Annotated in this window: 18 protein-coding genes; 10 read left to right on the forward strand and 8 right to left on the reverse strand. The window is 51.9% G+C overall.

Annotated features, from left to right (window positions below; genetic code table 11):
- Positions 1–152 precede the first annotated feature (152 nt).
- On the forward strand, positions 153–1,079 hold the full coding sequence (locus QGH09_06130) for an NAD(P)-dependent oxidoreductase (GenBank protein ID HJO17758.1): 927 nt from the start codon (positions 153–155) through the stop codon (positions 1,077–1,079).
- A 76-nt stretch (positions 1,080–1,155) separates the two neighbouring features.
- Here QGH09_06130 and QGH09_06135 read toward each other — a convergent pair whose 3' ends face one another.
- Positions 1,156–3,636 (reverse strand): alkaline phosphatase D family protein, encoded by a 2,481-nt coding sequence (locus QGH09_06135; protein HJO17759.1) that lies wholly within the window; start codon positions 3,634–3,636, stop codon positions 1,156–1,158.
- A gap of 406 nt (positions 3,637–4,042) precedes the next feature.
- Here QGH09_06135 and murQ point away from each other — a divergent pair, with 406 nt between their 5' ends.
- The 5 genes from murQ (at position 4,043) to QGH09_06160 (ending at position 10,686) form a co-directional block, all read left to right on the forward strand.
- Positions 4,043–4,978, forward strand: coding sequence for an N-acetylmuramic acid 6-phosphate etherase (gene murQ / locus QGH09_06140; protein ID HJO17760.1), 936 nt, complete (start codon positions 4,043–4,045; stop codon positions 4,976–4,978).
- 75 nt (positions 4,979–5,053) lie between these two features.
- Complete coding sequence (locus QGH09_06145; GenBank protein HJO17761.1) at positions 5,054–6,292, forward strand: family 10 glycosylhydrolase; 1,239 nt, start codon at positions 5,054–5,056, stop codon at positions 6,290–6,292.
- A gap of 55 nt (positions 6,293–6,347) precedes the next feature.
- Entirely contained in the window at positions 6,348–7,898 is a 1,551-nt protein-coding gene (locus QGH09_06150; GenBank protein ID HJO17762.1) for a sodium:solute symporter, read from the forward strand.
- Positions 7,885–8,940 carry a serine hydrolase domain-containing protein gene (locus QGH09_06155; protein ID HJO17763.1) on the forward strand — a complete coding sequence of 352 codons (1,056 nt, stop codon included), beginning with the start codon at positions 7,885–7,887 and terminating at the stop codon, positions 8,938–8,940. The genes QGH09_06150 and QGH09_06155 overlap by 14 nt, the downstream gene beginning before the upstream one ends.
- Positions 8,941–8,946: 6 nt before the next feature.
- The gene (locus QGH09_06160) at positions 8,947–10,686 is read left to right on the forward strand and encodes a sodium:solute symporter family protein (protein ID HJO17764.1); all 1,740 of its coding nucleotides are present in this window, start codon (positions 8,947–8,949) and stop codon (positions 10,684–10,686) included.
- Between the two features lie 16 nt (positions 10,687–10,702).
- On the opposite strand, the gene QGH09_06165 is transcribed toward QGH09_06160, so the two are convergent.
- Positions 10,703–11,575 carry a hypothetical protein gene (locus QGH09_06165; GenBank protein HJO17765.1) on the reverse strand — a complete coding sequence of 291 codons (873 nt, stop codon included), beginning with the start codon at positions 11,573–11,575 and terminating at the stop codon, positions 10,703–10,705.
- A gap of 395 nt (positions 11,576–11,970) precedes the next feature.
- Here QGH09_06165 and QGH09_06170 point away from each other — a divergent pair, with 395 nt between their 5' ends.
- From QGH09_06170 to guaB, 3 genes are all read left to right on the forward strand, one after another.
- Positions 11,971–12,900: a M23 family metallopeptidase gene (locus QGH09_06170; protein HJO17766.1), complete on the forward strand. Its 930-nt coding sequence runs from the start codon at positions 11,971–11,973 to the stop codon at positions 12,898–12,900.
- A 132-nt stretch (positions 12,901–13,032) separates the two neighbouring features.
- Positions 13,033–15,921, forward strand: a complete 2,889-nt coding sequence (gene secA / locus QGH09_06175) for a preprotein translocase subunit SecA (protein ID HJO17767.1) — start codon at positions 13,033–13,035, stop codon at positions 15,919–15,921.
- A gap of 14 nt (positions 15,922–15,935) precedes the next feature.
- A complete protein-coding gene (gene guaB / locus QGH09_06180; GenBank protein HJO17768.1) occupies positions 15,936–17,465 on the forward strand; it encodes an IMP dehydrogenase in 1,530 nt (509 codons plus the stop codon).
- Between the two features lies 1 nt (position 17,466).
- Here guaB and tsaE read toward each other — a convergent pair whose 3' ends face one another.
- Positions 17,467–17,901 (reverse strand): tRNA (adenosine(37)-N6)-threonylcarbamoyltransferase complex ATPase subunit type 1 TsaE, encoded by a 435-nt coding sequence (gene tsaE, locus QGH09_06185; GenBank protein ID HJO17769.1) that lies wholly within the window; start codon positions 17,899–17,901, stop codon positions 17,467–17,469.
- Between the two features lie 23 nt (positions 17,902–17,924).
- Positions 17,925–19,499, reverse strand: coding sequence for an NAD(P)H-hydrate dehydratase (locus QGH09_06190; protein ID HJO17770.1), 1,575 nt, complete (start codon positions 19,497–19,499; stop codon positions 17,925–17,927).
- A 123-nt stretch (positions 19,500–19,622) separates the two neighbouring features.
- On the opposite strand from QGH09_06190, the gene QGH09_06195 reads away from it, so the two are divergent.
- Positions 19,623–20,495, forward strand: a complete 873-nt coding sequence (locus QGH09_06195) for an aminotransferase class IV (GenBank protein HJO17771.1) — start codon at positions 19,623–19,625, stop codon at positions 20,493–20,495.
- 15 nt (positions 20,496–20,510) lie between these two features.
- Here the strand turns inward: QGH09_06195 and gcvP are convergent, their stop codons facing one another.
- The 4 genes from gcvP to metF all read right to left on the reverse strand — a co-directional run bounded on the left by gcvP (position 20,511) and on the right by metF (position 26,045).
- Positions 20,511–23,387 carry an aminomethyl-transferring glycine dehydrogenase gene (gene gcvP, locus QGH09_06200; GenBank protein ID HJO17772.1) on the reverse strand — a complete coding sequence of 959 codons (2,877 nt, stop codon included), beginning with the start codon at positions 23,385–23,387 and terminating at the stop codon, positions 20,511–20,513.
- 18 nt (positions 23,388–23,405) lie between these two features.
- On the reverse strand, positions 23,406–23,777 hold the full coding sequence (gcvH, locus tag QGH09_06205; protein HJO17773.1) for a glycine cleavage system protein GcvH: 372 nt from the start codon (positions 23,775–23,777) through the stop codon (positions 23,406–23,408).
- Between the two features lie 5 nt (positions 23,778–23,782).
- Positions 23,783–24,898 carry a glycine cleavage system aminomethyltransferase GcvT gene (gene gcvT, locus QGH09_06210; protein HJO17774.1) on the reverse strand — a complete coding sequence of 372 codons (1,116 nt, stop codon included), beginning with the start codon at positions 24,896–24,898 and terminating at the stop codon, positions 23,783–23,785.
- A 226-nt stretch (positions 24,899–25,124) separates the two neighbouring features.
- Positions 25,125–26,045, reverse strand: a complete 921-nt coding sequence (gene metF / locus QGH09_06215) for a methylenetetrahydrofolate reductase [NAD(P)H] (GenBank protein ID HJO17775.1) — start codon at positions 26,043–26,045, stop codon at positions 25,125–25,127.
- Positions 26,046–26,049: the final 4 nt, after the last annotated feature.

The following is a 26,049-nucleotide window of genomic DNA, read 5'->3' on the forward strand; positions in this document are numbered from 1 at the left end:
GTGATGAAACGGAAATAGCTCAAAATCATTGGTAAACCCTGATCAACCGAGCCATCAACCAATAGTTTCACCATTGTTTCGCGTGATGCCTCTCAAGTCAAACACCAATACTAAGCTTGACATCGATAAGGCCTTCGACTCTCCTGTAGCGCATGACTACTTCCCCCCACTCCATCCATGGACCAATATCTACGGACTCTTCGATCGGCTGGGTCGGCACTGGTGTAATGGGCCTATCAATGTGCAGCCATGTGTTAGCCAAAGGGCACCCAGTGACAGTGTACTCGCGAACAAAGGAAAAGGCTCAGCCGCTCATTGATTCTGGTGCGACTTGGGCGGGCTCGCCCCAAGAGGTTGCAGAGAAATCAAGCATCGTAGTCACGATCGTGGGCTTTCCTCCAGACGTAGATGCCGTTTACCTTGGAAAAAATGGCCTCCTCGCTGGAGCCCAGGCAAACTCAATCTTCATTGACATGACTACGACGACGCCAAGTCTCGCACAAAGAATTGCAAAGGCGGCTAGTCAGTCTCGAGTCGCTACAGTTGATGCTCCAGTATCAGGTGGTGATGTTGGCGCCAAGAACGCTACCCTGTCAATCATGGTCGGCGGCGAACGGGAAGTGGTAGATGTAGTGATGCCCATCTTCGAAACACTTGGCAAGCATATCGTTTACCAAGGAGGCCCCGGTAGCGGCCAACACGCGAAGATGTGCAACCAAATCGTAATCGCAGGAACAATGATCGGCGTATGCGAAAGCCTTTTATACGGTTACAAGGCTGGTCTCAATCTCGAAACAATGCTTAAGGCTATCGGGAGTGGCGCCGCAGCATGCTGGACGCTTGATAATCTCGCTCCCCGTATGCTCAAGCGTAATTTCGACCCAGGGTTCTACGTTGATCATTTCGTCAAGGATATGGGCATCGCCCTTGGCGAGGCGAAGGCGATGGGCATCACACTGCCCGGCTTGGCACTCGTCCACCAGCTCTACATAGCCGTTCAAGCCCAAGGATACGGCCAACACGGGACCCACGCGCTATTGCTAGCGCTGGAACAAATGTCGTCAACCAATAAGGCCTGAGACACCGTATTGTGCACGGTGAAGCTCGAAGAAAAGGCCCGGGCCCATCGATAACCTTAGCGAACCGCGATAGGTGCTACGCCTCAGCGTCTAGAGCGCGGCCGTCACACTCATCAAACGGAAGCGTAACGGGCCAACCAGGGAACTGCCGAGCCCCTTCCTGCGCGGGATCTACCGCACGTGGCCAGCACTCAATCACATACTCCCGCGCCGCACGGCGCACCCTTACGATCCCATAACCCTCGCTCTTGAGGCGCGCATCACCTAGCCCCTGGCCCCGCCCACCCTTAAATCGCCGATAGTAGGCGAACGTAATCTTCGGATTGGCTATTGCATGCACCCGTAAAGGATTGCCGAACGCGTCGACAAAATCACCGGTGTGGGGCTCTCTGCTCCGATTCGGTAAGTCGCGCGCTGGTTCGAACCAGCGTTGCCAAAACGACACGCCCGCGGGAACCGTGAATTGCATCACGCCGTCTGTATGTGAATCAAGCCCATGCCGAACCACCGACGCTAAATGTTGGTCGCCCCCGAGAACAAGGGCCTCAGCATCACGCAGAAGTGCAATTGCTCGATCGCGCTGCAGTTTCGGATGACCGTTAGCATCCCAGTCAAGCAGCGTTCGCCCCCGTGGGCTCGTCTGAAGACACGCCAAGAGAGTTTGGGTTAGACAGATCCGCCCATCGACCCCTTCGTTGTCCTGGCCCCAGGTCTCAAGAAACGCTTCCTGCCGTGGGCCAAGCAACTGGGCTTCATGTGTGTCCAGGTCCGCGCCCTGAATCGGCGCCGTCTTGAATTTTCGGTCCTCCAGGACTGCAAACCCGATTCCGCCGAATTTAAACGCCCCATAGTAGACCCCGATTCCCTGCTCCACGGAGGTGGAATCGTAAGGGTCCGGATTATGTCCACATTGAGTCCGTTCGACCATATTGACGAACTCAGCACTACAAACGTAGCCACCGCGATTTTGATCTCGCACCCGGACCGCACGGCCGTCAACGTCAACAACTTCCATCGGCGCTTCGCGACCGCTATTGCCCCACAGATTACCCTGATACACGTCGTGGTCGTCGGTCTGCAAAATCGTCGGTGTCGACCGCGTCAGATCACGAAATGCCCAAACCCACAGATACCACTTGTAGAGGTAGTCAAGCGTCGGACTGTCTGAGGCATCAGCAGGTGTCGGATTGTCTTCGTAGATCTGGTCCCCAGCACACACCAGCAACTCAGGTTCGTGACTCGCTATGTGCCCGACTAGTTCAGTATGCGGGAAGTGTAAATTCTTCGACGTGTACCGTCCCAACGGCTCAGCCACTGGGAGCTCGGCTTCTCCGGTGCCCCCATCCAGGCCACGCGCCGTTGGCATCACACAACTCATGTGGGCGAGCGTGAAGCCGGCTTCGTCCTTTGGGTCCTTCTGCACGATGCCGCTATGCTCGTGTTCGAGCCCCTCCCGGTCGCGGTACCGGACCCGATAATCCCAAGCTTGCGAAGCGTCCCAAGCATTAACCCGAAATTGCGCTGTATAGCCAACTCCCCAGGGACTCCGTGCCATCTCACGCCACTGATCTCCGTCAACGCGCACCTCCAACCGAACCGTCCGTGGCTCCATGTCACCAAGCGGCATCAACTGCGCCGACAACTTTAAAATATCCCGATTTAGCGAGTACATCGTCCCGAGAATTGGACCTTCAGCACGCTCACGCCGTACGATTATCTTGTCTCCCCCGCTCAATAGATCCGCAAACCAAAAACGTGCGCGCCCTCCCGGCAGCGGTGAAGAGACCAGCGCCACGCCACCCACAACGTCCTGTTCCCTAAGGCCCTTGCGCACCGCACCAGCTCGAATTTCACCTGTCACGACATCTAATGCCACAAGTCTGACGTCGAACATGCTAGTCCCGCTAGGTTCAATGTCGAGTTGAAGGATGACCTCGTCACTGAGGTTACGAAAACTTGACCTCTCTGTCTCGATCGTTTCAGCTTCAAGTGGCCTGTAACCTAAGGGGTCGAACTCAGCCGTATGGTCCCGAAACCGAATCTGACCATCCGCTTCGTATCCACACCAGAATCCCCCACCCTCACCTGAGGCCTTCTGAGCCAAAGCAGATGCCCGGTAATCTAATAATCCACCACCGACGCCGACGAGATAACCCCCAAAGCCACCACGATCGCTCAATTCGAGGGCTCCACTCCGCACACGAAAATGTGCGGAAGTTCTACCAGGAGAAACCTCGTGGGTAAGAAGCGCCACAGTCCGACCCAAATCATTTGGTCCGCCGGCTAGACACTCAAGTCGACTGTCAGATAAACGCCAATCTTGCAGCCGATTGGCCCATAATCCCGCACCAAGCCAAGGCCTTGCGATCTCTGGCGGGGGCGAAAAAACCGCCTCCCATCCGGCCTCTCGAGCTTGCCAACCGTTAGGGTGATACCTCGACAGTCCCATTAAAGACCGGTCCTCTAACCCAACAGCGGAAACAGCAACTCCGCCAGCCATTCCTTTGAGAAACTTACGCCGGCTGGTCCTTGACGATGAATGGGTACGTTCGGCCACCGGAATACTCCTTACGGCTTTTCGCCAGGAAATGGGAACAACTCTGACGGGTCATGGGAGTGAGACGTTACAGGGGTATTTATTAACCTTTGGCCGTTACGTCCAAGATCGCCGTAACCCAAGTCATCCGCTAGAATGTAAATCAGGTTTGGAGGGTTTGAGTTTGACTGAGGCGATCCAATGCCCGAGCTCTGGCCAACGCAGGAAATGAACAAAGTTGCGACCAGAGAGGCGATCGCAAGGACAGCGCAAGCTTTCGTCGCGGTCAGCATATTGGCGGCACCTCGAAGCATGGTCTCAGCCTAACACGCAGGGCCGTACAACTTAAGATGTCACTTGACCTAACATAATTGACAGCATCTGGAGTTGACGGTAGCATTCGGCGCTTTCGGAACCACTAACTGCAATGAGCTCTAGTTCGAAATGGAAAGACCTGCCGACCGAAGCAATCAACCCAGCTAGTCTGGCCATCGATAAAGCCTCGAGCGCTGACATTGTAGACCTTATGATTGCCGAAGATCGTAAGGTTGTGAGCGCTATTAATCGCGAGCGCGAACGCATTACAATTTCGACAGACCTCATCGCCGAGTCTCTGGCTAAAGGGGGGAGACTGGTGTTCGTCGGTGCCGGCACGAGTGGCCGCCTTGGAGTCCTTGAGGCCGCAGAAATGTTACCGACGTTTGGCACCTCGTCAAACTTGGTGCAGGCCATCATGGCTGGAGGGCGCACTGCTTTCTTTCAATCAAGGGAGGAACTCGATGACCGCTACGAGGGTGGCCTCCGAGCTGTATCGCGAATTCAACCAACTAAGCGTGACGTAATAGTCGGCATTTCAGCAAGCGGGATGACCCCTTTTGTTCGCGGTGGCCTCACGCGAGCTCGTAAAGCAGGAGCGAAAACAATTTTTGTTACCTGCTGGCCCGGCACTGAATTACAGACGTATGTCGACGTTACAATTGCGCCAGCCGTTGGCCCAGAGGTCATTGCTGGGTCGACACGGCTAAAGGCTGCCAGCGCGACGAAAATGGTTCTGAATATGCTTACGACCATCCCAATGGTGAAGCTTGGTAAGACATATGGGAACCTCATGGTGGACGTTCAGGGAACTTCACAAAAGCATCGTGATCGAGCGCGCCGAATTCTAGCATTAGTGACCGATATGGAGTACGACCAAGCAGATGCCCTTCTGGGTCGTGCTCGATGGAACATTAAGGCGGCCATCGTCATGCGAAAAACCGGAGAGTCATATACAAAGGCGATGCGAAGGCTAAAGGGAGCTGGCGGGTCAATACGAAAGGCCATCAATGAGGACCTGGAGGACCGACTGCGTTCTCTCCTCTAGGCAGGTGACGTACTCGTTGACACCCCCGCGGGCCCCTTGCTACAGTCGTTTTCTTTCGCACCGATAAATATTGTAATGAGACTAGGCAGAGCCTATACCGCCCTTGCTGTCGTCCTAACCGTCCTGCTTATCGTGCCGGCGGCAGGATCGCAGTTGCCGGATGAGGTTCGGGCCCTTTGGGTCGTCGACCGTTCGCTCAATTCGGCATCCTCTGTCATAGCGGTGGTCAGCGCGGCACGCAAATATGGATTCAACACTCTGTTGGTCGAGGTGCGTGGACACAGCGAAGCGAATGGAATAGTCGACCAGAGGCTTGGTGTCATAGGACTGCAACCTCAAGCATCACACTTCGATCCCCTTAAGGCGCTAATTACTTCAGCGCACGCTGCAGAACTAAGAGTGCACGCCTCGGTAAATGTCAACCTTGTTGCAGACGCTAATAACCTACCCTCCTCGAGAGACCATATCGTGTATCGCCATCCCGAGTGGTTAATGATTCCTCGAAGCCTGTCTAAAGAATTGGCAAAGCTTGAACCGGAGAATCCCGCCTACCTCGGCACTCTCTCGCGCTGGACCCGAGAGCATTCTGATACGGTTGATGGGCTTTTTCTTTCACCCTTAACCACTGAAGCTGCGAGCTATTCCGCAAAGATGCTGGCTAACCTTGTTAGCCGCTACCAGCTGGATGGCGTTCATCTCGATTCACTTTACTATCCGGACGAGACTTTTGATTACAGTCGAACCGCGATGATGGAGCTTCGCGCAAACGTCAAAGCATCATCCGCTGGAGCTAAACGGCTTAGTGTTGATATTGCCGAACCACTCTATGCCGACCATTATCCAGAACGCTGGGCTTCCCTCCGTCGTTCACGACTAACGTCATTACTGATGCGGCTTCGTACGACCGTCAAGGAACATCTACCGGAAGCAGTGTTCAGTGCGGCCCTGATTCCCGAACAGAACGACGCATTCAATCATCAATTCCAAGATTGGCATACATGGCTAGACTCCGGCTTACTGGACGTAGGTTGCCCAAGAGCCTATACCCAAAACGCAGGCCTATTCGAGAAACAAATTGCTGCGGTTCGAAAAATAGCGACCTCGAGCAAAGTCTGGGCTGGAATCGGCTCCCATCGCCTTTCAGTAGGACAAACTCTTGCCAATATCGAAGCGGCTAGGCGTCAACACGCCGATGGAGTTGCACTCTTTTCATACGAAAGCTTGACCGACCCAGCGCTGCACGAGATGGACTATTTGGAGCAGATCGCCAAGGAAGCCTTCCTCATAAGCGCCCTTACGCCCGGCCCACTATAGAACCCTGCCGCCTTCGGGTTAAACGGTTCTACGAGTATCACGCGGACGACCCTCAATGCGTTCACTGGATTTCATCGTCCTAACGGGTTATATAGTCAGCCTCCTCTTCTTCGGCGCCTACTTCTCACGATCGCAACGCAACATCCGCGACTATTTCATTACTGATCGCCAAATTCCTTGGTGGGCGGTTATGGGATCAATTGTCGCGACAGAAACGAGCACAGTAAGCCTCATCAGTGTGCCTGGTTTCGCATACGGAGCAGACCTATCTTTCCTCCAACTCGTTATCGGCTACCTCTTTGGCCGACTAGCTATCGTACTTTTCTTAATGCCCACATATTTTCGCGCCGAGGTTTTGACTGTCTACCAAATCCTCGGCCTACGCTTTGGTGAGAACGTCAGACGACTAACATCCGCGCTTTTCCTTTTAACCAGAAGCCTCGCCGATGGTTTTCGACTTTTTGCCACAGGCCTTGTACTGGCTGCCTTGCTCTTAAACACCTCCTCCGTGCAAAACTTTTTTCAAGAAACGATACCAGGGCTTGGAGTAGACACGGGACCACTGCTGTTCTCCCTTCTCCTTATTGCCGCCGTGACAGTGGTCTACACCTTCCTAGGAGGCATGGCCGCGGTAATCTGGACAGATGTCATACAACTAGCGATCTATCTAATTGGCGCGGGCTTAATATCAATCGTCTTGCTCAACTTGATTCCCGGGGGATGGACCGAAGTGGCTCAAGTAGCAACTGGCGCTGATAAGTTTAGAGTCTTTGATTTCACCCTTAGCCTTTCAAAGGATTACACCTTCTGGTCCGGTGTCATTGGCGGGGCTTTTCTTACAACCGCCACGCACGGAACTGACCAACTAATGGTCCAGCGTTACCTCTGTAGCCGGACACCCCGCAATGCCAGCACAGCCCTAATGATCAGTGGGCTCTTCGTGTTCCTACAGTTCATCCTCTTTCTGGTTATTGGTGTAATGCTCTGGGTGTATTACACCAACTATGCTCCAGCAGACATTTCCACGTTCACCTTGGAGGGGCAGGTCCAGACCGACCGAATTCTCCCCTACTTCATGGTGACCCATTTACCGGTAGGAATTCTCGGACTTCTTCTTGCCGCAATTTTTGCAGCTGCAATGTCCACATTGTCCTCTTCACTCAACTCTTCGTCTGCAGCCTTCATCGCGGATTTCTACATGCCCTATACTCGCCACGCTCGATCCGAAGAGCACTACCTAAAAGTTTCACGATGGACAACTATTGGTTGGGGAATCGTTCAACTCTCTGTCGCCATTCTTGCAATCGAGCTCTCAACTCGCGTAGTTGACGAAGTGCTCGGCATCGCATCGTTCACAAATGGCGTTCTATTGGGAACATTCTTTCTCGCAACCTTTACCACTAGAATTCAATCGCGTTCAGTGTTTATTGGCATCGTCGCAGGTATAATTTTCATGACGACCTTGCGAACATCCACCGCGCTCAATTTGTTTGTAGTGTCTTGGCAATGGTACGTCCTGATCGGTTCGCTCACCACAATCGGCGCAGCCTGGATCGCGCAGCTAGCGGTCGATGGCCCTGGAGTGTTACGGCGTGAACTTCAATAGCGTAGCTGAGATCATCGAGCGCGCCATTTCTAAAAAAATATTTCCGTGCGCCTGTCTTGAGATTGGCCGAACAGAAGATATCCTCTGGCGAGGCGCCTTTGGACACTTAAGCTATGACCGCAAATCAACTGCTGCGGACCACAACACTATCTTCGACCTAGCCTCTCTCACAAAGGTCATCGCCACAACCACCCTTGCCATGCAACACGTTGATGCTAGGCGATGGGCTTTAAGTGATTACGTCACTCAACATCTGAGAAGCTGGTGCGGCGCCGACCGTGAACTGGTAACAATTGAGGATCTACTGGCACACACATCTGGCCTGCAAGCGTATTTGCCATTGTTTCAAGAGAGGGTCGACCCTCAGCAATATAAGGAGACACTTTGTCGCCTGCCACTTCAATATGCTCCTCGTTCCGAATCCGTGTATAGCGACCTAGGCTTCATCTTGCTCGGATTCTTGATCGAAGGCCTTACCAACATGAGCCTAGATGATCAGTTTCGGAATATGGCCGAATCGTCCGGCATGGATGATTTACAGTTCCTGCCACCTAACCGCTGGAAAAAGCGTACGGCGCCCACGGGCGATAACCCGCTAAGAGGGCGCTGTCTGGTGGGTGAGGTTCACGATAACAATGGATGGACCCTGGGAGGCGTGGCTGGACACACTGGACTCTTTGGCTCAACATCAGCAGTCGGTCGTTTTGCTAGAGTTATCTTAGGTGATTTTCGAGGGGGTCAAACCCTGGTATCTCCTGCAACCCTGCAAACATTTACTCGAAAAACAAATATTCCCAATAGTTCTCGCGCTCTTGGGTGGGACACGATGCTCCCAACCTCATCCTGTGGCAGCCGCTTCTCTAAATCAGCAATTGGTCATACTGGATTCACCGGCACTTCACTTTGGATTGACCCGGAGATTGATCTGTACATTGCGTGCCTAACCAATCGAGTGCATCAAACTGCAGACAGTAACGCAATGCAACGATTCCGACCGGAGCTGCACAATGCCGCAATACGTGCTTTCGGGGTGATTGATTAAAATTTCATGACTCTAACCCTCCTCGATTGGATAGTTATTGCAGGCTATTTTGCCTTCGTGATCGCCATTGGGGTCACCTATTACCACCGCGCCGGCAGTAGTATCGGCCATTACTTCCTCTCAGGACGCTCTCTACCGTGGTGGCTAGCCGGAACATCGATGGTGGCAACGACATTTGCCGCCGACACTCCACTTGTCGTTGCCGGGCTTGTTGCAAACAATGGAATCGCAGGAAATTGGATCTGGTGGAACGCCGCTCTCGGTAGCATGCTGGCAGTGTTTCTATTTTCTCGCCTCTGGCGTCGAGCAGGCATCCTGACCGACGTAGAGTTTGTTGAGTTGAGATACTCTGGTCGACCAGCGGCCTTTCTGCGTGGGTTTCGTGCGCTCTATCTTGGCTTGCCGATTAACCTCCTCATTATGGGTTGGGTGAATTTGGCCATGGCGAAGATTTTGCTCGTCACAATGGGATGGAACCGCTTAACTGCGGTACTCGTTAGCCTAGCCTTCACGGGCGCATATTCCTCAATTTCTGGACTGTGGGGCGTCGTCGTAGGAGACTTCGTACAATTCAGTCTCGCGATGATCGGAACGATCGTATTAGCCTGGTTCGTACTCCACACCCCTACAGTCGGTGGAATCAACGGTCTTCTTGAGGCCCTCCCAGAGTCAACCTTCCAGTTCCTGCCAACGGTTGGTGGAAACGCAGCCGCTAGTGATGCTTTCACTCTTCCATTGACCACCTTCATCGCATTCGTGGGTGTTCAGTGGTGGGCAAGCTGGTACCCTGGTCAAGAAGCGAGTGGGGGCGGGTACATCGCACAACGAATGATGTCGTCTAAAGATGAACGGCATTCGCTACTCGCAACCTTGTGGTTCACAATTGCACATTACTGTGTTCGCCCCTGGCCATGGATTATAGTTGGTCTCGCCTCAGTCGTTCTCTATCCAACGGCAATAGACCGGGAGGCTGCTTATGTAATGGCCCTTCGCGACCACCTTCCGGAAGGCTGGCGAGGGCTTCTATTGGCAGCCTTCTTTGCAGCATACATGTCGACGATTGGCACTCAACTAAATTGGGGGTGCTCCTACATAATAAATGATTTCTATATGCGATTTTTTCGAACCCAAGCAACTCAAGGCCACTACGTAAGAGCATCGCGATTAACCACGCTACTCCTTATGCTTCTAGGGGGAGTCGCCACGTTTTATCTCGAAAGCATCCGACAGGCCTGGGAGTTCATTCTGGAGTCCGGGGCAGGAATTGGCTTAGTGTTGATTCTCCGATGGTATTGGTGGCGGGTAAACGCGTGGTCTGAGATTGCCGCCCTTATCGCCTCGGTTGCAGGATTTGTTTATCTCAAATTATTCACTGAGGTCGCATTTCCATCCACATTGCTCTATCTCGTCTCTTGGACCACAGTGTGCTGGTTGGTAATTACCTTTCTGACGCCAGCGGAACCTTTGGATCACCTCATCAAGTTCTATCGACGAGTAAGACCCGGCGGACCGGGCTGGAGGCGTATAGCTCGCTTGTCCGGGGAGCCACCACCTGAGTCGATCGCAATAGCCCTTGTCGATTGGGTTGCCGGATGTTCACTGGTCTATAGCACGCTCTTCGGCATAGGTGCGCTCCTATTCCGCTCAACGTTTGCCGCTACACCATATGCAGTTTGCGCACTGGCTTCTAGCCTGTTCATTCACTACCGTCTTTCTCGACGCGGATGGACAAGAACCGAAGGATAGAACTGACGAATGGGCACTAGCCATGTGCATCAACGAGGATGTCAAACACGCGAATACCAAGCTCTCTGGTGTCGCCGTTGTCGGCTTCCACCCGCTCAGCGGGAATAAACGCACCGTCAACAACAATGCCGAGCTCAACAATGTTCTGGTCACCTAATTGCTCTTGGGAAATCGGTATTTCCCGTAATTCGGCCTGAGTAGTTTCAATTAAGAACCGTGCAACCTCGCGCCCTTCAATTTCCAAAACCACCCCTTGCGGCCCACCAACGAGATCGGGACGACCGTCGGCTCTTAAATACAAAAGGACGTCACTGCGTGGATTGCGAAACGAGACTGTTGCGTTAGCCATCGTCCATCGCCATTGCATATCATGGTCGTCAGGCATTACTTCTAGATCGTGCCATCCATCTTGAAAAATAAGAAACACATTTTCCGATTGTGGCAAAAGCTCGAGTGTTCCACCCTTGTAAGAAAGAGAACCGTCGTCATCACCAACCAGAGCAACGCGTTCACCGCCACTAGCAGAATACAATCCGACCCTAATAGTCGCCGTGCCGATGTAGGGATACATTGGCAGGAACACTTTTCGGTCATACTCGACTATCTGTCCAGGAATCCAATTCGATGTCGGCTGCGGTGGATTGTGATCGTCGGTCCACATAACTTCACCGTCAGCATCGACGAAGTGCACGAAGACGCGATAATTTTCCGTCAGTCCCACATGCTCTTCTAGTATTGAAAATTGGAAGCTCATTCCAACAACACTACCCAGAACCGCCGCATTGCGGTCCAGCATTACCTTGACGCTGGCAATCGGATCAGGTTGCGGCACCGTACAGGCTGAGACAGCTACGCCTAAAGCCAGTGCCGTCCAGAACAGTCGAACCATCAAGTCCTCTATCTATTAAGAATGGCCAATGTAGGAATCAAACTAAGTTGAGCAGTTTCTTCTAAAAGAATCCTCAAAATAGCCAATCTCACCTACTGTGCCATTAGAGGCTGGCTATCTCGGTATGGTCAAGCGACATTTTCACAGACGCCTGGTCGGCCATTCTATGTCGGTCTCTTTTTGTCCACGCTCCCCCTATAGTAAGGAATATTTAACGACGATATCCTTCAATTAAGCATGTTGGAGCTTGTAAACGGTGATGGCTGGGCTATTTTCAAGAAAACCGGTCAATCCAGACAGGGCTTCCGACTAACCAGCAAATATGGTAGTTTTGTATAGGTCTGCGCAGTGTTGCCTGGGATTTAACGGGCTCGAAAGACCTTTTTGGGCCGAAAATGCTTAAGAATCGCTATACCGTAGTTGTAGCCGACCGCTCTAGTGGCGTAATTCGTCGAATTACGCTAAACCTTCGCTCGGTAATTGGGCTACTCGTGGCAATCCTCGGGACACCAATTCTGCTAGGCCTAGGTTTCAGCTGGCTGGCCTCTACTGAGCTCGATCGTCTCAACACGAACCTAGGCTCACTTGAAGTTGAAAATTCAGGCTATCGAACTGCCTCGACTACGCTTAGAAGCGAAATTGCGGCACTTCAAGCAGTTGTGACAGAGATCGACAAACGGGCAGTTCTAAACCCACGGGCTCTTGAAGCTCTCAATCAACTTCCGGCTGAGCTGAAGGCCAGAGCCATCGGCGGTGGAGCGGGAGCTATAGCCTCTAATCCACTATATACCGTGGCACTCACGTCACCTCTGGCCACCTTCACGATGTTAAAAGACCTGCTTGCAGGTCTTGATAATCGTCTCCAGACCATACGTTACTCCGTGGAAAACCGAAGTGCTTTGGCAAGTGCGACTCCACAGATATGGCCAACGGACCCCCACGGTTACCTCTCGGGCGCCTATGGATACCGGATTGATCCCTTCACCGGGATCCGAACCTTTCATCGGGCTGTCGACATATCAACCCCTCACGGGCAAAAGGTCCTGGCCACCGCAGCTGGTCGCGTAGTGTCTGCAAAGCCAACGGGGAACCTTGGTAAGCTTATTGTCATCGATCACGGCTTTGGCCTGGCCACGCGGTACGGCCACCTCTCAGGCTTTACCGTCGGCGCTGGCGACCAAGTCTCCCAAGGTGACCTAATCGGTTATGTTGGCTCGACGGGCCGCTCCACTGGCTCACACGTGCACTACGAGATTTGGGCAGACGGTCGACCGATTAACCCTTACCGCTTCCTCTCCCCGTCTGAACACCTCGCAACAAACTAGTTAGGTTTTTCCGTTTTTTTTCGATACAGGGCCCACCGTGTTCATCCTTCTTGACGGAATTGGATTCCTCAAATAGAATCGATCGAATATCCGAATCGTGACGGGCCTCTCTGTGCCGGTTCCGAATCGCGCATGTTCGACGCCCTCTTAGCAAAAGTCTTCGGCACAAGAAACGATCGAGAGCTCAAGCGGCTCCGCCCGATCGTCTCTGCAATAAATGAGTCTGAAACCCATGTCCAGAGTCTTAGTAATGACGAACTAAGAAGTAGGACTGCCGAATTTCGAAAACGCCTTAGACAGAACGAAACTCTCGACGATCTTCTTCCAGAGGTCTTTGCGACTGTCCGAGAAGCAAGCCGCAGAATCCTAGAGATGCGGCACTTCGATGTCCAACTAATCGGCGGAATACTTCTCCACCGCGGCACAATTGCGGAAATGAAAACGGGCGAAGGCAAGACCCTAGTCGCCACTTTGCCAGCCTATCTTAACGCCCTCTCTGGCGAAGGGGTGCATGTCGTCACCGTGAACGATTATCTCGCACGGCGAGACTCGGAATGGATGGGTCGAGTTTACCGATTCCTCGGCATGAGCGTTGGGGTGATCCAACACAGCCTAAAGGATTCAGAGCGCCAAGCGGCTTATAAATACGACATCACATACGGAACTAACAACGAGTTCGGATTTGATTATCTTCGCGACAACATGAAGTTTGAGTTGTCACAGTACGTTCAGCGGGGCCACAATTACGCAATTGTAGATGAGGTTGACAGCATTCTCATTGACGAAGCTAGAACCCCGCTCATTATTTCAGGCCCTGCTGAACAATCTACCGAGCTTTATCACGAAGTCGACCGGATCATCCCGAAGCTGAAGCCCGGCGCCGTTACCCAAGGAAACGTCAAGTCGGAAGACCGTGAGGCCCTCGAGGAAACCGGAGACTTTCTCGTCGACGAAAAACATAAAACTGTGACTTTAACGGAGAGTGGAATGGCCAAAGCAGAGAAGCTTTTGGCCCACCGAATGAGTCCTGGAGGACTCTACGACCCAGCCAACATGCCACTTCTGCATCACATTAATCAGTCCCTTCGTGCTCACTCTCTTTTCAAGCGGGACGTTGATTACATGATCAAGGAGGGTCAGGTCGTCATCGTTGATGAATTTACCGGACGTTTAATGCCCGGACGACGGTGGTCAGACGGTCTTCATCAATCCGTAGAGGCTAAAGAAAAGGTCAAAATCGAGCGGGAGAATCAGACTCTTGCGACAGTGACCTTCCAGAATTACTTCCGTAAGTATAAGAAGCTTGCGGGAATGACAGGAACGGCTGATACCGAAGCCACCGAATTTGGAAAGATCTACAAACTTGACGTGGCGGTAATTCCAACCAACCGCACCCTTCTGCGGCGAGAGGAACCCGACACTATTTATCGTACCGAGCACGAGAAGTTTAATGCCATCGTTGAGGACATCATTCAACAACAGGCCGCTGGACGACCGGTGCTGGTTGGAACTGTGTCGATAGAAAAATCTGAAAAGTTATCCTCACTGTTGAAAAGACGTGGCGTGCAACATGTCGTGTTAAACGCGAAATATCATGCCAAGGAGGCTGAAATTGTAGCCCAAGCTGGACGTCCTGGCACCGTCACCATCGCAACCAATATGGCCGGCCGTGGCACTGACATCCTACTAGGCGGAAACCCTGAGTTTATGGCACGTCAACAGTGTTTAGCTGACGATGTGGCTAACCGTCTTCCGAAGGGAGAAGAGGAATTACCCGACAATACCGATTTGATTCACTTTAATCATCTAGACAGCTTCTATCAAGTTCCACGAACACTTTGGGAACCGCGCCTCACCAAATTTCAGGAGCAGACAAAAATTGATCACGCCTCAGTCGTCACAGCTGGAGGACTGCACATCCTCGCCACAGAGCGGCATGAGGCTCGACGTATCGATAATCAGCTGCGAGGTAGAGCGGGGCGCCAAGGCGACCCGGGGTCGTCAAGATTCTATCTTTCTCTAGAAGATGATTTGATGAGAATCTTTGGTTCCGACAGAATTTCAGGGCTAATGCAGAAATTAGGAATGGAGGATGGTGTTCCAATAGAACACAAAATGGTCACCAAGGCAATTGAGCGGGCACAACGCCAGGTAGAGGCGCAACATTTTTCAGTCAGGAAACACTTGCTTGAGTATGACGACGTAATGAACAAGCAACGAGAAAACGTCTACTCACTACGATGCGAGCTCCTAGAAAATAGGATTCACCTTGCTAAAGATGACATCGTTGACACACAACAATACCTTCTCACTTTAGGCGAAGAAGCACTTGACTCCTGCGTAGCCACCTACTGTGGAGATGATATTGACCCAGACGAGTGGGACATTGAAGCACTTAAGCTAAGTACCGGGGAACTGTTCGGCCTCGGCATTGAAGACCTCTCAGCTGTAGATTTCGATAGCTCAGGCGCCGAGGAAATCCATGAGGCGCTCTGGACCTTGGCCAAGTCAAAATACCAAGAAAAGGAATCCGAAGTAGGGTCTGAGGTGTTAAGGCGCATTGAACGAGATGTGATGCTCCAGATTGTGGATTCGCAGTGGAAAGATCACCTATATGGCCTAGATCATCTTAAAGAAGGAATCGGCCTTAGAGGTTACGGCCAACGAAATCCCCTCGTCGAATACAAGCGCGAAAGCTTTGCCCTCTTTCAGGCAATGAAAGAGCGAATTGACGAGGAGACTGTTAAGTATCTTTGGCGCCTTCGTCCAATAATCAGAGACCCAAGTGCCGATGTATCCAGGAAATCGCAAACAAAGCAAACAGCGGACTTAGTCTTCAATAACCCTAGTGAGGGCGCCTCAACATTTACAAATGCGGGGCGGCAACAACCACGCCCAGCCAGAACTGGAGGCGATGACGCCGCCGTCAGTACGATACGCCGTGAAATGCCAAAAGTGGGACGTAACGCTCCATGTCCCTGCGGCAGTGGCAAGAAATATAAGAAATGTCATGGAGCCTAAACTGATGGACTGTAATGACTTTTAAGAAAAGTGAACCAGATATTTCGACTCGCCGTGAGCTTTGCCCTTCGACGGCCTTAACCTTCGATGACGTTCTACTTGTGCCTCAGGAATCGAAAGTGTTGCCTAGTCAGGTAAACATCAGTACGAGGCTAACTCGAAAGATAAAGCTAGAGACTCCAATCGTAAGCGCCGCGATGGACACGGTAACGGAATCCAGCCTAGCGATCAGCATGGCCCAACATGGTGGGATGGGGATAATTCATAAGAATCTATCCATTGAAGAACAGGCGTCAGAGATTGACCGAGTCAAACGTTCAGAAAGTGGAATGATAGTTAATCCGATAACCCTATCACCGGAAAACCTGATCAACGAAGCCCTTCACCTGATGGGAAAATATCGAATCTCGGGCGTTCCTATTACAGAGGACGGAAGCAAAGAGGGCAAACTCGTTGGAATTTTGACAAACCGTGACCTTCGCTTCGAAAGCAACACACAACGATCGATCGCCGAGGTCATGACCCGGGAAAATCTAATTACCGTACCGGTCGGCACCACTCTTGACCAGGCCAAGGACATCCTGCATCTACACAAAGTGGAAAAGCTTCTCGTTGTTGACAAGAACCATATGCTTAGGGGGCTCATTACCGTTAAAGACATTCAAAAGGTCATTAAGTATCCAAGTGCTTGCAAGGATGACCTAGGACGACTACGCGTAGGAGCAGCTATCGGTATTGCGAAAAATACAATGGAACGGGCCGAGGCTCTTGCTGGTGCAAACGCTGACGTGTTAGTAATCGACACAGCTCATGGGCACTCCGCTGGTGTCATGGACATGATTAAACAAGTCCGAAATGCTTTTCCTGCAATCGACCTCATCGCCGGAAATGTTTCAACGGGTGAAGCAACCCAAGCTCTAATTGATCTTGGAGTCGATGCAGTGAAGGTGGGCATCGGATCGGGTTCAATATGCACTACGAGGATAATCGCCGGCGTCGGAGTGCCAATGATTACGTCTATTCAGGACTGCGCCAAGGTCGCTGAACAGCATGGAGTTCCGGTCATTGCAGATGGTGGTATCCGCTACTCAGGTGATATCACAAAAGCCATCGCGGCTGGAGCCAGCGTAGCAATGATTGGAGGCTTATTCGCTGGCACCGATGAAAGCCCCGGGGAGTTAATCTTGTATCAAGGAAGAAGTTTTAAGGAATATCGCGGCATGGGCTCTCTTGGTGCAATGCGGCGTGGCAGTCGCGATCGATATTTTCAAGACGAGTTTGAATTGGAAGGCACGGACGATGAAATTCAGAAACTAGTTCCCGAAGGAATCGAAGGCCGAGTGCCTCACAAAGGCAGCCTAGCCGGCCTCCTTCACCAGTTGGTTGGAGGACTTCGAGCCGGCATGGGGTACTCAGGATGCGAAACAGTGACCGATCTAAAAAACCGTGCACGGCTAGTTCAAATCACATCCGCTGGTGCCAGAGAGAGCCACGTCCACGACGTTGTCATCACTAAAGAGGCGCCTAACTACCGCTCGGAATAGACTAGGAACGTAGCGCCGTATCTTTAGCACCTTCGATGAGAATATCTCGTAGGTCCGCGCCTTGGTCAATAATCGTGACCTTGTGAGCACCAATTAAAGGCCGAACGAGTCGGTCAGCCCACTCAATAACAACAATCGAGCTGTCGGTAGCGAGCTCCTCCAACCCTAAGTCATCGATCTCAGCGCCAGAGAGCCGGTAGAGGTCTACGTGGTTCACGGTAACCCTGCCGCGATATTCCTGAATTAACGTAAAGGTTGGACTGCTTACCTCTAGTGGGTTTACACCTAGCGCCCCGGCTAATCCTCGAACGAACGCAGTCTTGCCAGAACCTAACTCACCGTAGAGCAAGACAGTCGCTCCAGGGATTAAACCTTCAGCAAAACTTGCACCAACTTGCTCCGTCTCAAACTCGGATTCTGTATGTCGCTTGACCATTTCAAAAAGCGCGCCAATAACGTCTACTCTTGGAGCTCACCACCCTGGTCAGCCATCAAGCCCAAGAATGCTGCCCCCAGATATTGCGTAATATCAACTGCGCTCATGGCAGCTTCACCCTCATCATCTTCTGCTAAATCACCAGCCAATCCGTGGAGATAAACGCCTACTTTACAGCCCGCTTCAGCATCAACAAGCTGCGCAGACCAAGCGGCGATCATGCCGGTTAACACGTCTCCGGAGCCGCCTGTAGCCATCCCTGGATTGCCTGTCAAGTTTATGAAGACATTGCTGTTTGGACACGCCACTATGGTTCGATGTCCTTTAAGTACTACGTAGACGGAACGGTCCACCGCCAAAGAACGCGCGGCTTCAATTCGATTCGCCTGGACATCCTCAACTGAGGTTCCTTGAAGCCGAGCCATCTCTCCAGGATGGGGCGTTACGATCACGTCGAGACCATTCTTACCGTGCAATAGATTTTCGTTAGACGCACACACGTTGAGGGCGTCCGCATCGAGCACTAAGGGCACTCTACTGCGTTCTAATAGCCCATCAATCAACTTCGCTACGGAAGGTCCCTGGCCTAGACCCGGACCAACGGCGATAATGTCCGCCGAGAGCTTAAGCACCTGCTCAAGTGCCGATGAATCTATACAGCCGTCAGATGTTTCATGGAGGCCTTCCGTTATGTATTCCGGAGCATAGCCGGCAACCACGGACTGGCAAGAGCGAGGGCTTGCCACAGTAACCAGACCCGCTCCACTCCTAACAGCCCCAATTCCTGCCAATCCAGCAGCGCCATACTTCCCCACCGAACCGGCAACCAGCAAAACGTGACCGAAGTCACCCTTATGAGACTCAGCATTTCTGGAGCCGATCAAGTCACGAACTCCTTTAGGCGTAATTATTCTTATTTGTGGACCAGTAAGGCCATCGATAACCTGTGATGGAATACCTATGTCACCAACAACTACATCACCAGCGTGCAGTTCTGCCGGCGGGAGTACCAGAGGCAGCTTCGGCGCACCCAGTGTTACGGTTAACGTCGCTTCAATAGCCTCACCTGGCACATCGTTCGAATCAGCCGATAAACCACTCGGAAGGTCAACAGAGACCACAGGAATTCCTAGTCCGTTAATATCGGCGGCCAAGGTTTGAAAAAGACCAACGAGCGGAGGTCGGATACCCGTGCCAAGAATTGCATCAATAATAATGTCGAATCCTGAGATTTCTGAGTAGTGCAATTCCCACGACTGTTCATCAGCGATTTCCACAACAGGCATCCCTAGCTGACCAAGAATCTCTAAATTACGTCGTGCATCGCCTTCTATCTCGGAAATCGCGCCAATCACGAACACCGCACTCTCCACACCTCGCTGCTTCAGGGTACGGGCGACAACGAAACCATCCCCACCATTACTGCCACGACCACAAAGCAACGCTACCCGTTGTTCAGTTAGATCAGAAAATTGACCCTCAACTGCGACTACAACCTGCCGGCCAGCATTTTCCATTAAGACCATTGAGGGCACACCGATTTCCTCAATCGTCAACCTGTCAGCCTCGCGCATCTGCGTGGTATTTAGAACTCGCATGGAAGAAAGATCAGCTCCTTCGAAAGAATAAGCTCAACCTAACCGACCTATTTGCACGAAGTGTAGCACAAGAGATACGCTGCCTAATTCATCGGATTGACCCGTTGGCAGGCTGGGGGACAAATGGCGGAACTGGTTAACGTGAATGGAACGATCGTCGAACGGGCAAAGGCATTCGTTTCGGTATTTGACCACGGATTTATGTTCGGAGAAGGAGTCTACGAAACTATCCGTACCTACAATCGCCAACCTTTCCTATTCGATCGACACATGTGTCGCTTACGCGCTTCTGCGAAGCAAATCAATCTCCCCTGCCCTTATACCGACGAAAGTGTGTTATCCAGAATAGTTGCAACGATGGAAGCCGCGGTAAAGAGCGGCGAGGCCTACATCCGCCTGCTGCTTACCCGCGGTGAAGGTGATATCACTTACGACCCGCGAGCATGCACAACCCCATCGCTGATGATTATCGTTAAGCCTCATCTCAGCATCCCTCCCAAGATTGAGGAAAATGGCGTGATGGTCTCTCTATCAACGGTCATGCGCAACCATCCGGACTCAGTAAATCCAGCTATTAAATCCAATAATCTTCTGAATAATGCGCTCGCGATGCAGCAGGCATTTAAGAATGGAGCTTACGAAGCATTGATGTGCAATTACAAGGGTGACCTCGTTGAATGCGCTCAGTCAAACTTCTTCATCGTACAAGATGGCATCGCCGTCACTCCACCCCCGCGGGACGGACTTCTTGAAGGGGTTACGCGAAACTTCATATTCGAGGTTGGAAGCGAGATCGGAGTTCAGGTCCATGAAGCTTCATTAAGGCGAGGGGACCTAAACTCCGCCACCGAGGCGTTCTTATCCAGCACAACGAGAGAAATAGTACCAATCGTGAAAATAGATCAACTCACAATAGGCACTGGCCAGCCTGGCCCCGTAACAATAGCTTTGCTTTTGGGTCTACGGAAGAAGGCTCAAGCTCTCACTCAGCCCTAGTGGCAATAACACACCTTAGTCCGAGTCCACCCACATCTCAATTGGAGGGCAACTGCAGATCAGATTACGATCGCCGTGTGAATTGTCAATTCTCCCAACACTGGGCCAAAATTTATTTGCCCTAACAAACGATTTCGGAAAAGCAGCCTTCTCGCGGGAATAAGAATGCGCCCAGGTATCACTTGCAACCATCACAGCGGTGTGAGGCGCATTCTTCAGCACGTTATCTTCTTGACCTGCAACTCCATCCACGATTTCTTGAATCTCCTTCCGAATTCCAATTAGCGCTTCACAAAAGCGATCAAGTTCTTCAAGTGGCTCGCTTTCAGTCGGCTCAACCATCATTGTCCCAGGCACCGGAAAGGATACTGTTGGAGCGTGAAAGCCATAATCAATCAGACGTTTTGCGACATCCTGTTCATCAATCCCGGCTGATTCACGAAAGGGTCGAAGGTCCAGAATGAGTTCATGAGCCACCCTGCCGTTTGGGAGAGAATACAAGACATCGTATTGTGTCTCGAGTCGCGCCTTGAGGTAGTTGGCGTTTAGAATCGCATAGCGACTCGCATCAGTTAACCCTTCCGCGCCCAGCATCCGAATATAGGCATAAGAAATTGCAAGAATACTCGCACTTCCCCAAGGAGCAGCGGTCACGGATGGAATGGAATCCTTTGATTTGTTCTGAATGAACGAATGTTGAGGCAGGTAGGGTGCCAAATGCTTCGCAACAGCTATTGGCCCCATTCCTGGTCCACCCCCACCGTGTGGGATAGCGAATGTCTTATGCAGATTAAGGTGACACACATCGGCACCGATTGCTGCTGGGCTCGTGAGCCCAACCTGTGCATTCATGTTTGCACCATCCATATAAACCTGGCCACCATGTTCGTGGACAATCTTGCAAATCTCTCGAATTTTCTGTTCAAACACTCCATAGGTCGAAGGATAGGTAATCATCAAGGCACAGAGCGAATCAGAATGTTTCATCGCCTTAGAGCGCAGATCCTCCATGTCCACATTTCCCTGAGAATCACAACCGACTACGACCACTCTCATGCCAGCCATTGCAGCCGAAGCGGGATTCGTTCCATGCGCGGATGAAGGGATTAAAACCACACTGCGGCCCTCTTCACCGCGCCTTCGATGGTAAGCGCGTACAACCATAAGCCCGGCGAACTCGCCCTGTGCTCCAGAGTTGGGCTGCAGTGAAACAGCATCGAGCCCTGTAATAACCCGAAGCGCCGATTCTAATTCAGAGAATATCTGCGTATATCCTTTTGCCTGCTCTATCGGCACAAAGGGGTGAACCCCGCCGATTGATTTCCAACTGACAGGAATCATCGATGCAGCAGCATTCAACTTCATAGTGCAGGAACCAAGCGGAATCATCGAGGTGTCAAGACCGATATCGCGGCGCTCTAGGCGTTTCAAGTAGCGCATCATCTCAGTTTCTGACTGATGTTTGTGAAATACAGGATGGGTCAAGAATGCGGTCCGGCGGGCGATCGCCTCAGAATATCTAGGCATACTTGCCAACTCAACCCTATTCCTACCAACCACTCCTTGGCCAACCGATTCACTGAAAACCGCTACGATGTCATCAACGTCGGCATCAGTAGTCGTTTCATCAAGGGCGATGCCAATATCATCATTTTCGAAGTATCGAAAGTTCAGTTTCGAATTCTGAGCTGCTAGAGCTATCCGATTTGCAATCTTAGGACCCGCCGAACTAATTCTGAGGGTGTCAAAAAACTCAACGTTCTGCTGCTCGCAACCTAAACTCTCGAGGGTAACAGCCAGTCTGTGAGCTAAAGAATGCACTCTTCGTGCAATCTCAATCAGGCCATCTGGACCGTGGTAAACCGCATAAAAGCCAGCAATGTTGGCTAGCAGGGCCTGAGCCGTACAGATATTCGACGTTGCCTTCTCTCGTCGGATGTGTTGCTCGCGAGTTTGGAGGGCCATGCGATAAGCCAGCCCTCCATTCCGATCTACCGAGACACCGATGACTCGACCCGGCATCTGCCGAACGTATTTCTCCCTCGTTGCGAGAAACGCGGCATGGGGCCCTCCGTAACCCTGTGGGACTCCATACCGTTGCGAATTTCCAATGACCACATCGGCGCCCATCTCACCAGGTGGTCTCAATAGGGTTAGAGCTAAAAGGTCGCTCGCCACAGCAACCTTAGCCCCAGCCGCATGAGCCCGGTCGATGACAACATCTAGGCTCATCACAGCCCCGGAATTATCCGGGTACTGTAAGAGTAAGCCGAACACATCCTCGGATATGTCAATCGCTTCAACGTCGACGATTTCAATTTCAATTCCGATCGGTTCTGCCCTGCCACTGATCACGTCTATGGTCTGCGGATAGCAATTCCTTGAGACCAAAAAACGGTTGGCCTGTCGAGTATTCATTCTATGAAGCATGGCCATGGCTTCTGCTCCAGCCGTAGCCTCATCAAGGAGGGAGGCATTTGCAACCTCCATGCCAGTTAGATCGGTTGCCATCGTCTGAAAGTTAAGCAAGGCCTCGAGACGCCCCTGCGCAATTTCAGCCTGGTAGGGAGTATAGGGTGTGTACCAGGAAGGATTCTCAAGTACATTCCGTAGGATAACCGCCGGTGTGACGCATCCGTAATAACCCGTTCCGAGAAACGATCGAAAGTTCTGATTAGTCGCCGCAATCGCTTGAAGACGCGTTAGACATTGGTGTTCATCCTCAGCTTCGGGAAGATCCATTGATTCCGACAGACGAATGCCTGACGGTATCGCTTCGTCGATCAGCCCATCAAGCGAATTCGCGTGAACAGTTGCTAACATCCGATCGAGGTCAACTGATCTCGGACCTATGTGCCGTCGTGCAAATCTACCTGCAGCGTCAATGTGCATAGAAGGATTGCTGACAAATTATTCGATGGACGAACGGTAACTAGCGGCATCGAGAAGGGAATCGACCTGTGATGGATCATCGAGGCTTAGGCAAATCATCCAGGTTTCGTGAGGTGTCGAATTCACCAGTTCTGGATGATCATTAAGGTCAGCATTGACAGCTGTAACCTTGCCAGTTACCGGACAGAACAACTCCGAGACAGCTTTTACCGATTCAATGGTTCCAAAAATCTCACCTTGCTTTAACTGGCGACCAACCTCCGGTAATTCGACGTAGACAACATCACCAAGTTGATCCTGAGCGTAATGCGTTATCCCGACTTTCACCCCACCATCGGTTATAACGATCCACTCGTGATCCTTGCTGTACCTGCGATCATCAGGATACATATCGCTCAACTCCTCTGGCGCTTATAGAACGGCATGGCCATAACACGAGCCCGAGCATTCCGACCTCGAATCTCAACGTCAAATTCAGTGCCTGGCTTTCTGTGCTCAACCGGTAAATAAGCCATACCAATAGACTTCCCTAAAAATGGTGTCTGTGTCCCACTGGTAACAGAGCCAACCTGCTTCCCGGAAAGCAATGCCGGATACCCAGCACGCGCGATTCCACGCTCAACCATCTCGAAGCCAACAAGTTTTCGCTTAACTCCGTCGGCTTTCTGCCTCCGCAGCACATCGTGCCCAATGAAGTCCCTCTTTTCCCACCCGACGGTCCAACCCAAGCCGGCTTCTAAAACCGTAGTACTTTCGTCCATGTCGTTACCATAAAGCCGCATCGACGCCTCAAGACGAAGAGTGTCGCGTGCTCCGAGACCAGCAGGCAACAAGCCAACCGATTTTCCACTGTCAATTATGGCTTGCCACACACTATCCGCTGATTGAGGCGAGAGATATATCTCAACGCCGTCCTCCCCGGTATACCCTGTCCGCGAAATTGTCGCTCGCTGTCCAGCCACTTCGCCAGTCGAAAAGTGGTAATACCGTAACTCGGCCAAGTCCACGCCCGTTAGGTCCTGCACCACCTCCACAGCTGCCGGCCCCTGGGTCGCAAGGAGCGCATTTCGCGCACTCGCGTTAACAACTATCACGTCCCCCAGCGATTTAACCTGCTGGCTGATCCAAGCATGGTCCTTAGCGATGTTCGAAGCATTAACAACCAGCATGAAATGATCGGACGATAGCCGATAAACCAAGACGTCATCTACGACGGTGCCTTTCGGTGTCGTGAGGGCGGAATACTGTACCTGCCCAATCTCCAGCCTGGACGCATCATTGCAACTAATTTGCTGGACCGCTGCCAGAGCATCCACTCCCGCGATCTCAATTTCCCCCATGTGGCTCACATCAAACAAGCCTGCTGCCAATCGCACGGCCATGTGTTCCTTCGTAAGGCCGCTAAACTCAATCGGCATCTCCCATCCACCAAACGGAGCCATCCGCGCCCCTGAGGCCTTGTGACGACCATATAACGCAGTCTTCTTCAACACCTTCGAGGTATCACTCATAGAAATAATGTTAGGACGATAACCAACTCTGGACCGGTCAAGCCCTAGGCCGCGCCGCCAGAGCAGTCACCAATTAGACCAGCATTACCCGCCAAATCGATTAACAGTACTATGCACTTTGAGAGTGGTCAACCAGTTGGGCCCGAAAAGACCACGGTGCTTCAGTCAGCCCTCAGCATAAGAGAATCACTAGACCTTGATTCAATCTCACGATCACACCGAATACCTACGCATCACTCAAATTTAGATTCCGAAGAATCGCACTGACTGAGTGCGCCCTGTTGAGACAGTAGAGATGAAGGCCTGGTACACCCTCACGTACCAGCTCCTCGCACTGCTCCGTAGCCTGTTCAATTCCAAACGCCCTTGCACCATCGTCATCACCGGCTAACGTTTCAAGTTTCGCCTGCACCTTGTCTGGCACTCTTGCCCCGCAGAGCTTTGTGAATCGAGCGATCTGCTTTGCTGACAAAATAGGAAGCACTCCAGGACAAATGGGAACCGTCACACCAAGCTTTTGCTCCATGTGATCTCTAAACCTGAAGAAGTCGGCATTGTCGAAGAATAGCTGGGTCAAAATAAAATCTGCCCCGCTCTCGACTTTCTGCTTCAGGTAACCCCAGTCCACTAGTTTTCCCTGCCGACACGCTATGTGCCCCTCAGGGAACCCTGCTGTGCCGACACAAAATGTTCCTGCACGCTGGATGAACTGAATCAGCTGATACGAATACTCAAAGCCATTCTCGGGTTTGATGAACGTTTCTTGGCCCACCGGCGGATCGCCACGTAACGCTAGGATATTTCTGATACCGAGGGACTTTGCCTCTTTAAGAATTCCAGCGATGTCGCTCTCCGTATGCCCGACACAAGTTAAATGAGCCATCGCTGTCAGTCCGTAACGCCGCTGAATTAAATCCACCAGGGTTAGCGTCTTAGTCCTCGTGCCACCTCCGGCACCGTAAGTCACTGAAACATAGTCAGGCTTCAGCATAATTAGCTCCGGTAGCGTGTTCTCTACCAATTTCCGATCACCCTCAACGGTCTTGGGCGTAAAGAGTTCGAAGGAAATCACCGGACGCTCGCTCAGCCGTCGACCCAAATATAGGTCCCGAACCAACTGAGCAGGAAAATCACCGGACCGCGTCATCAGG

It is taken from the genome of Vicinamibacterales bacterium, assembly GCA_036012125.1.
Taxonomy (GTDB): Bacteria; Acidobacteriota; Vicinamibacteria; order Vicinamibacterales; family UBA823; genus UBA11600.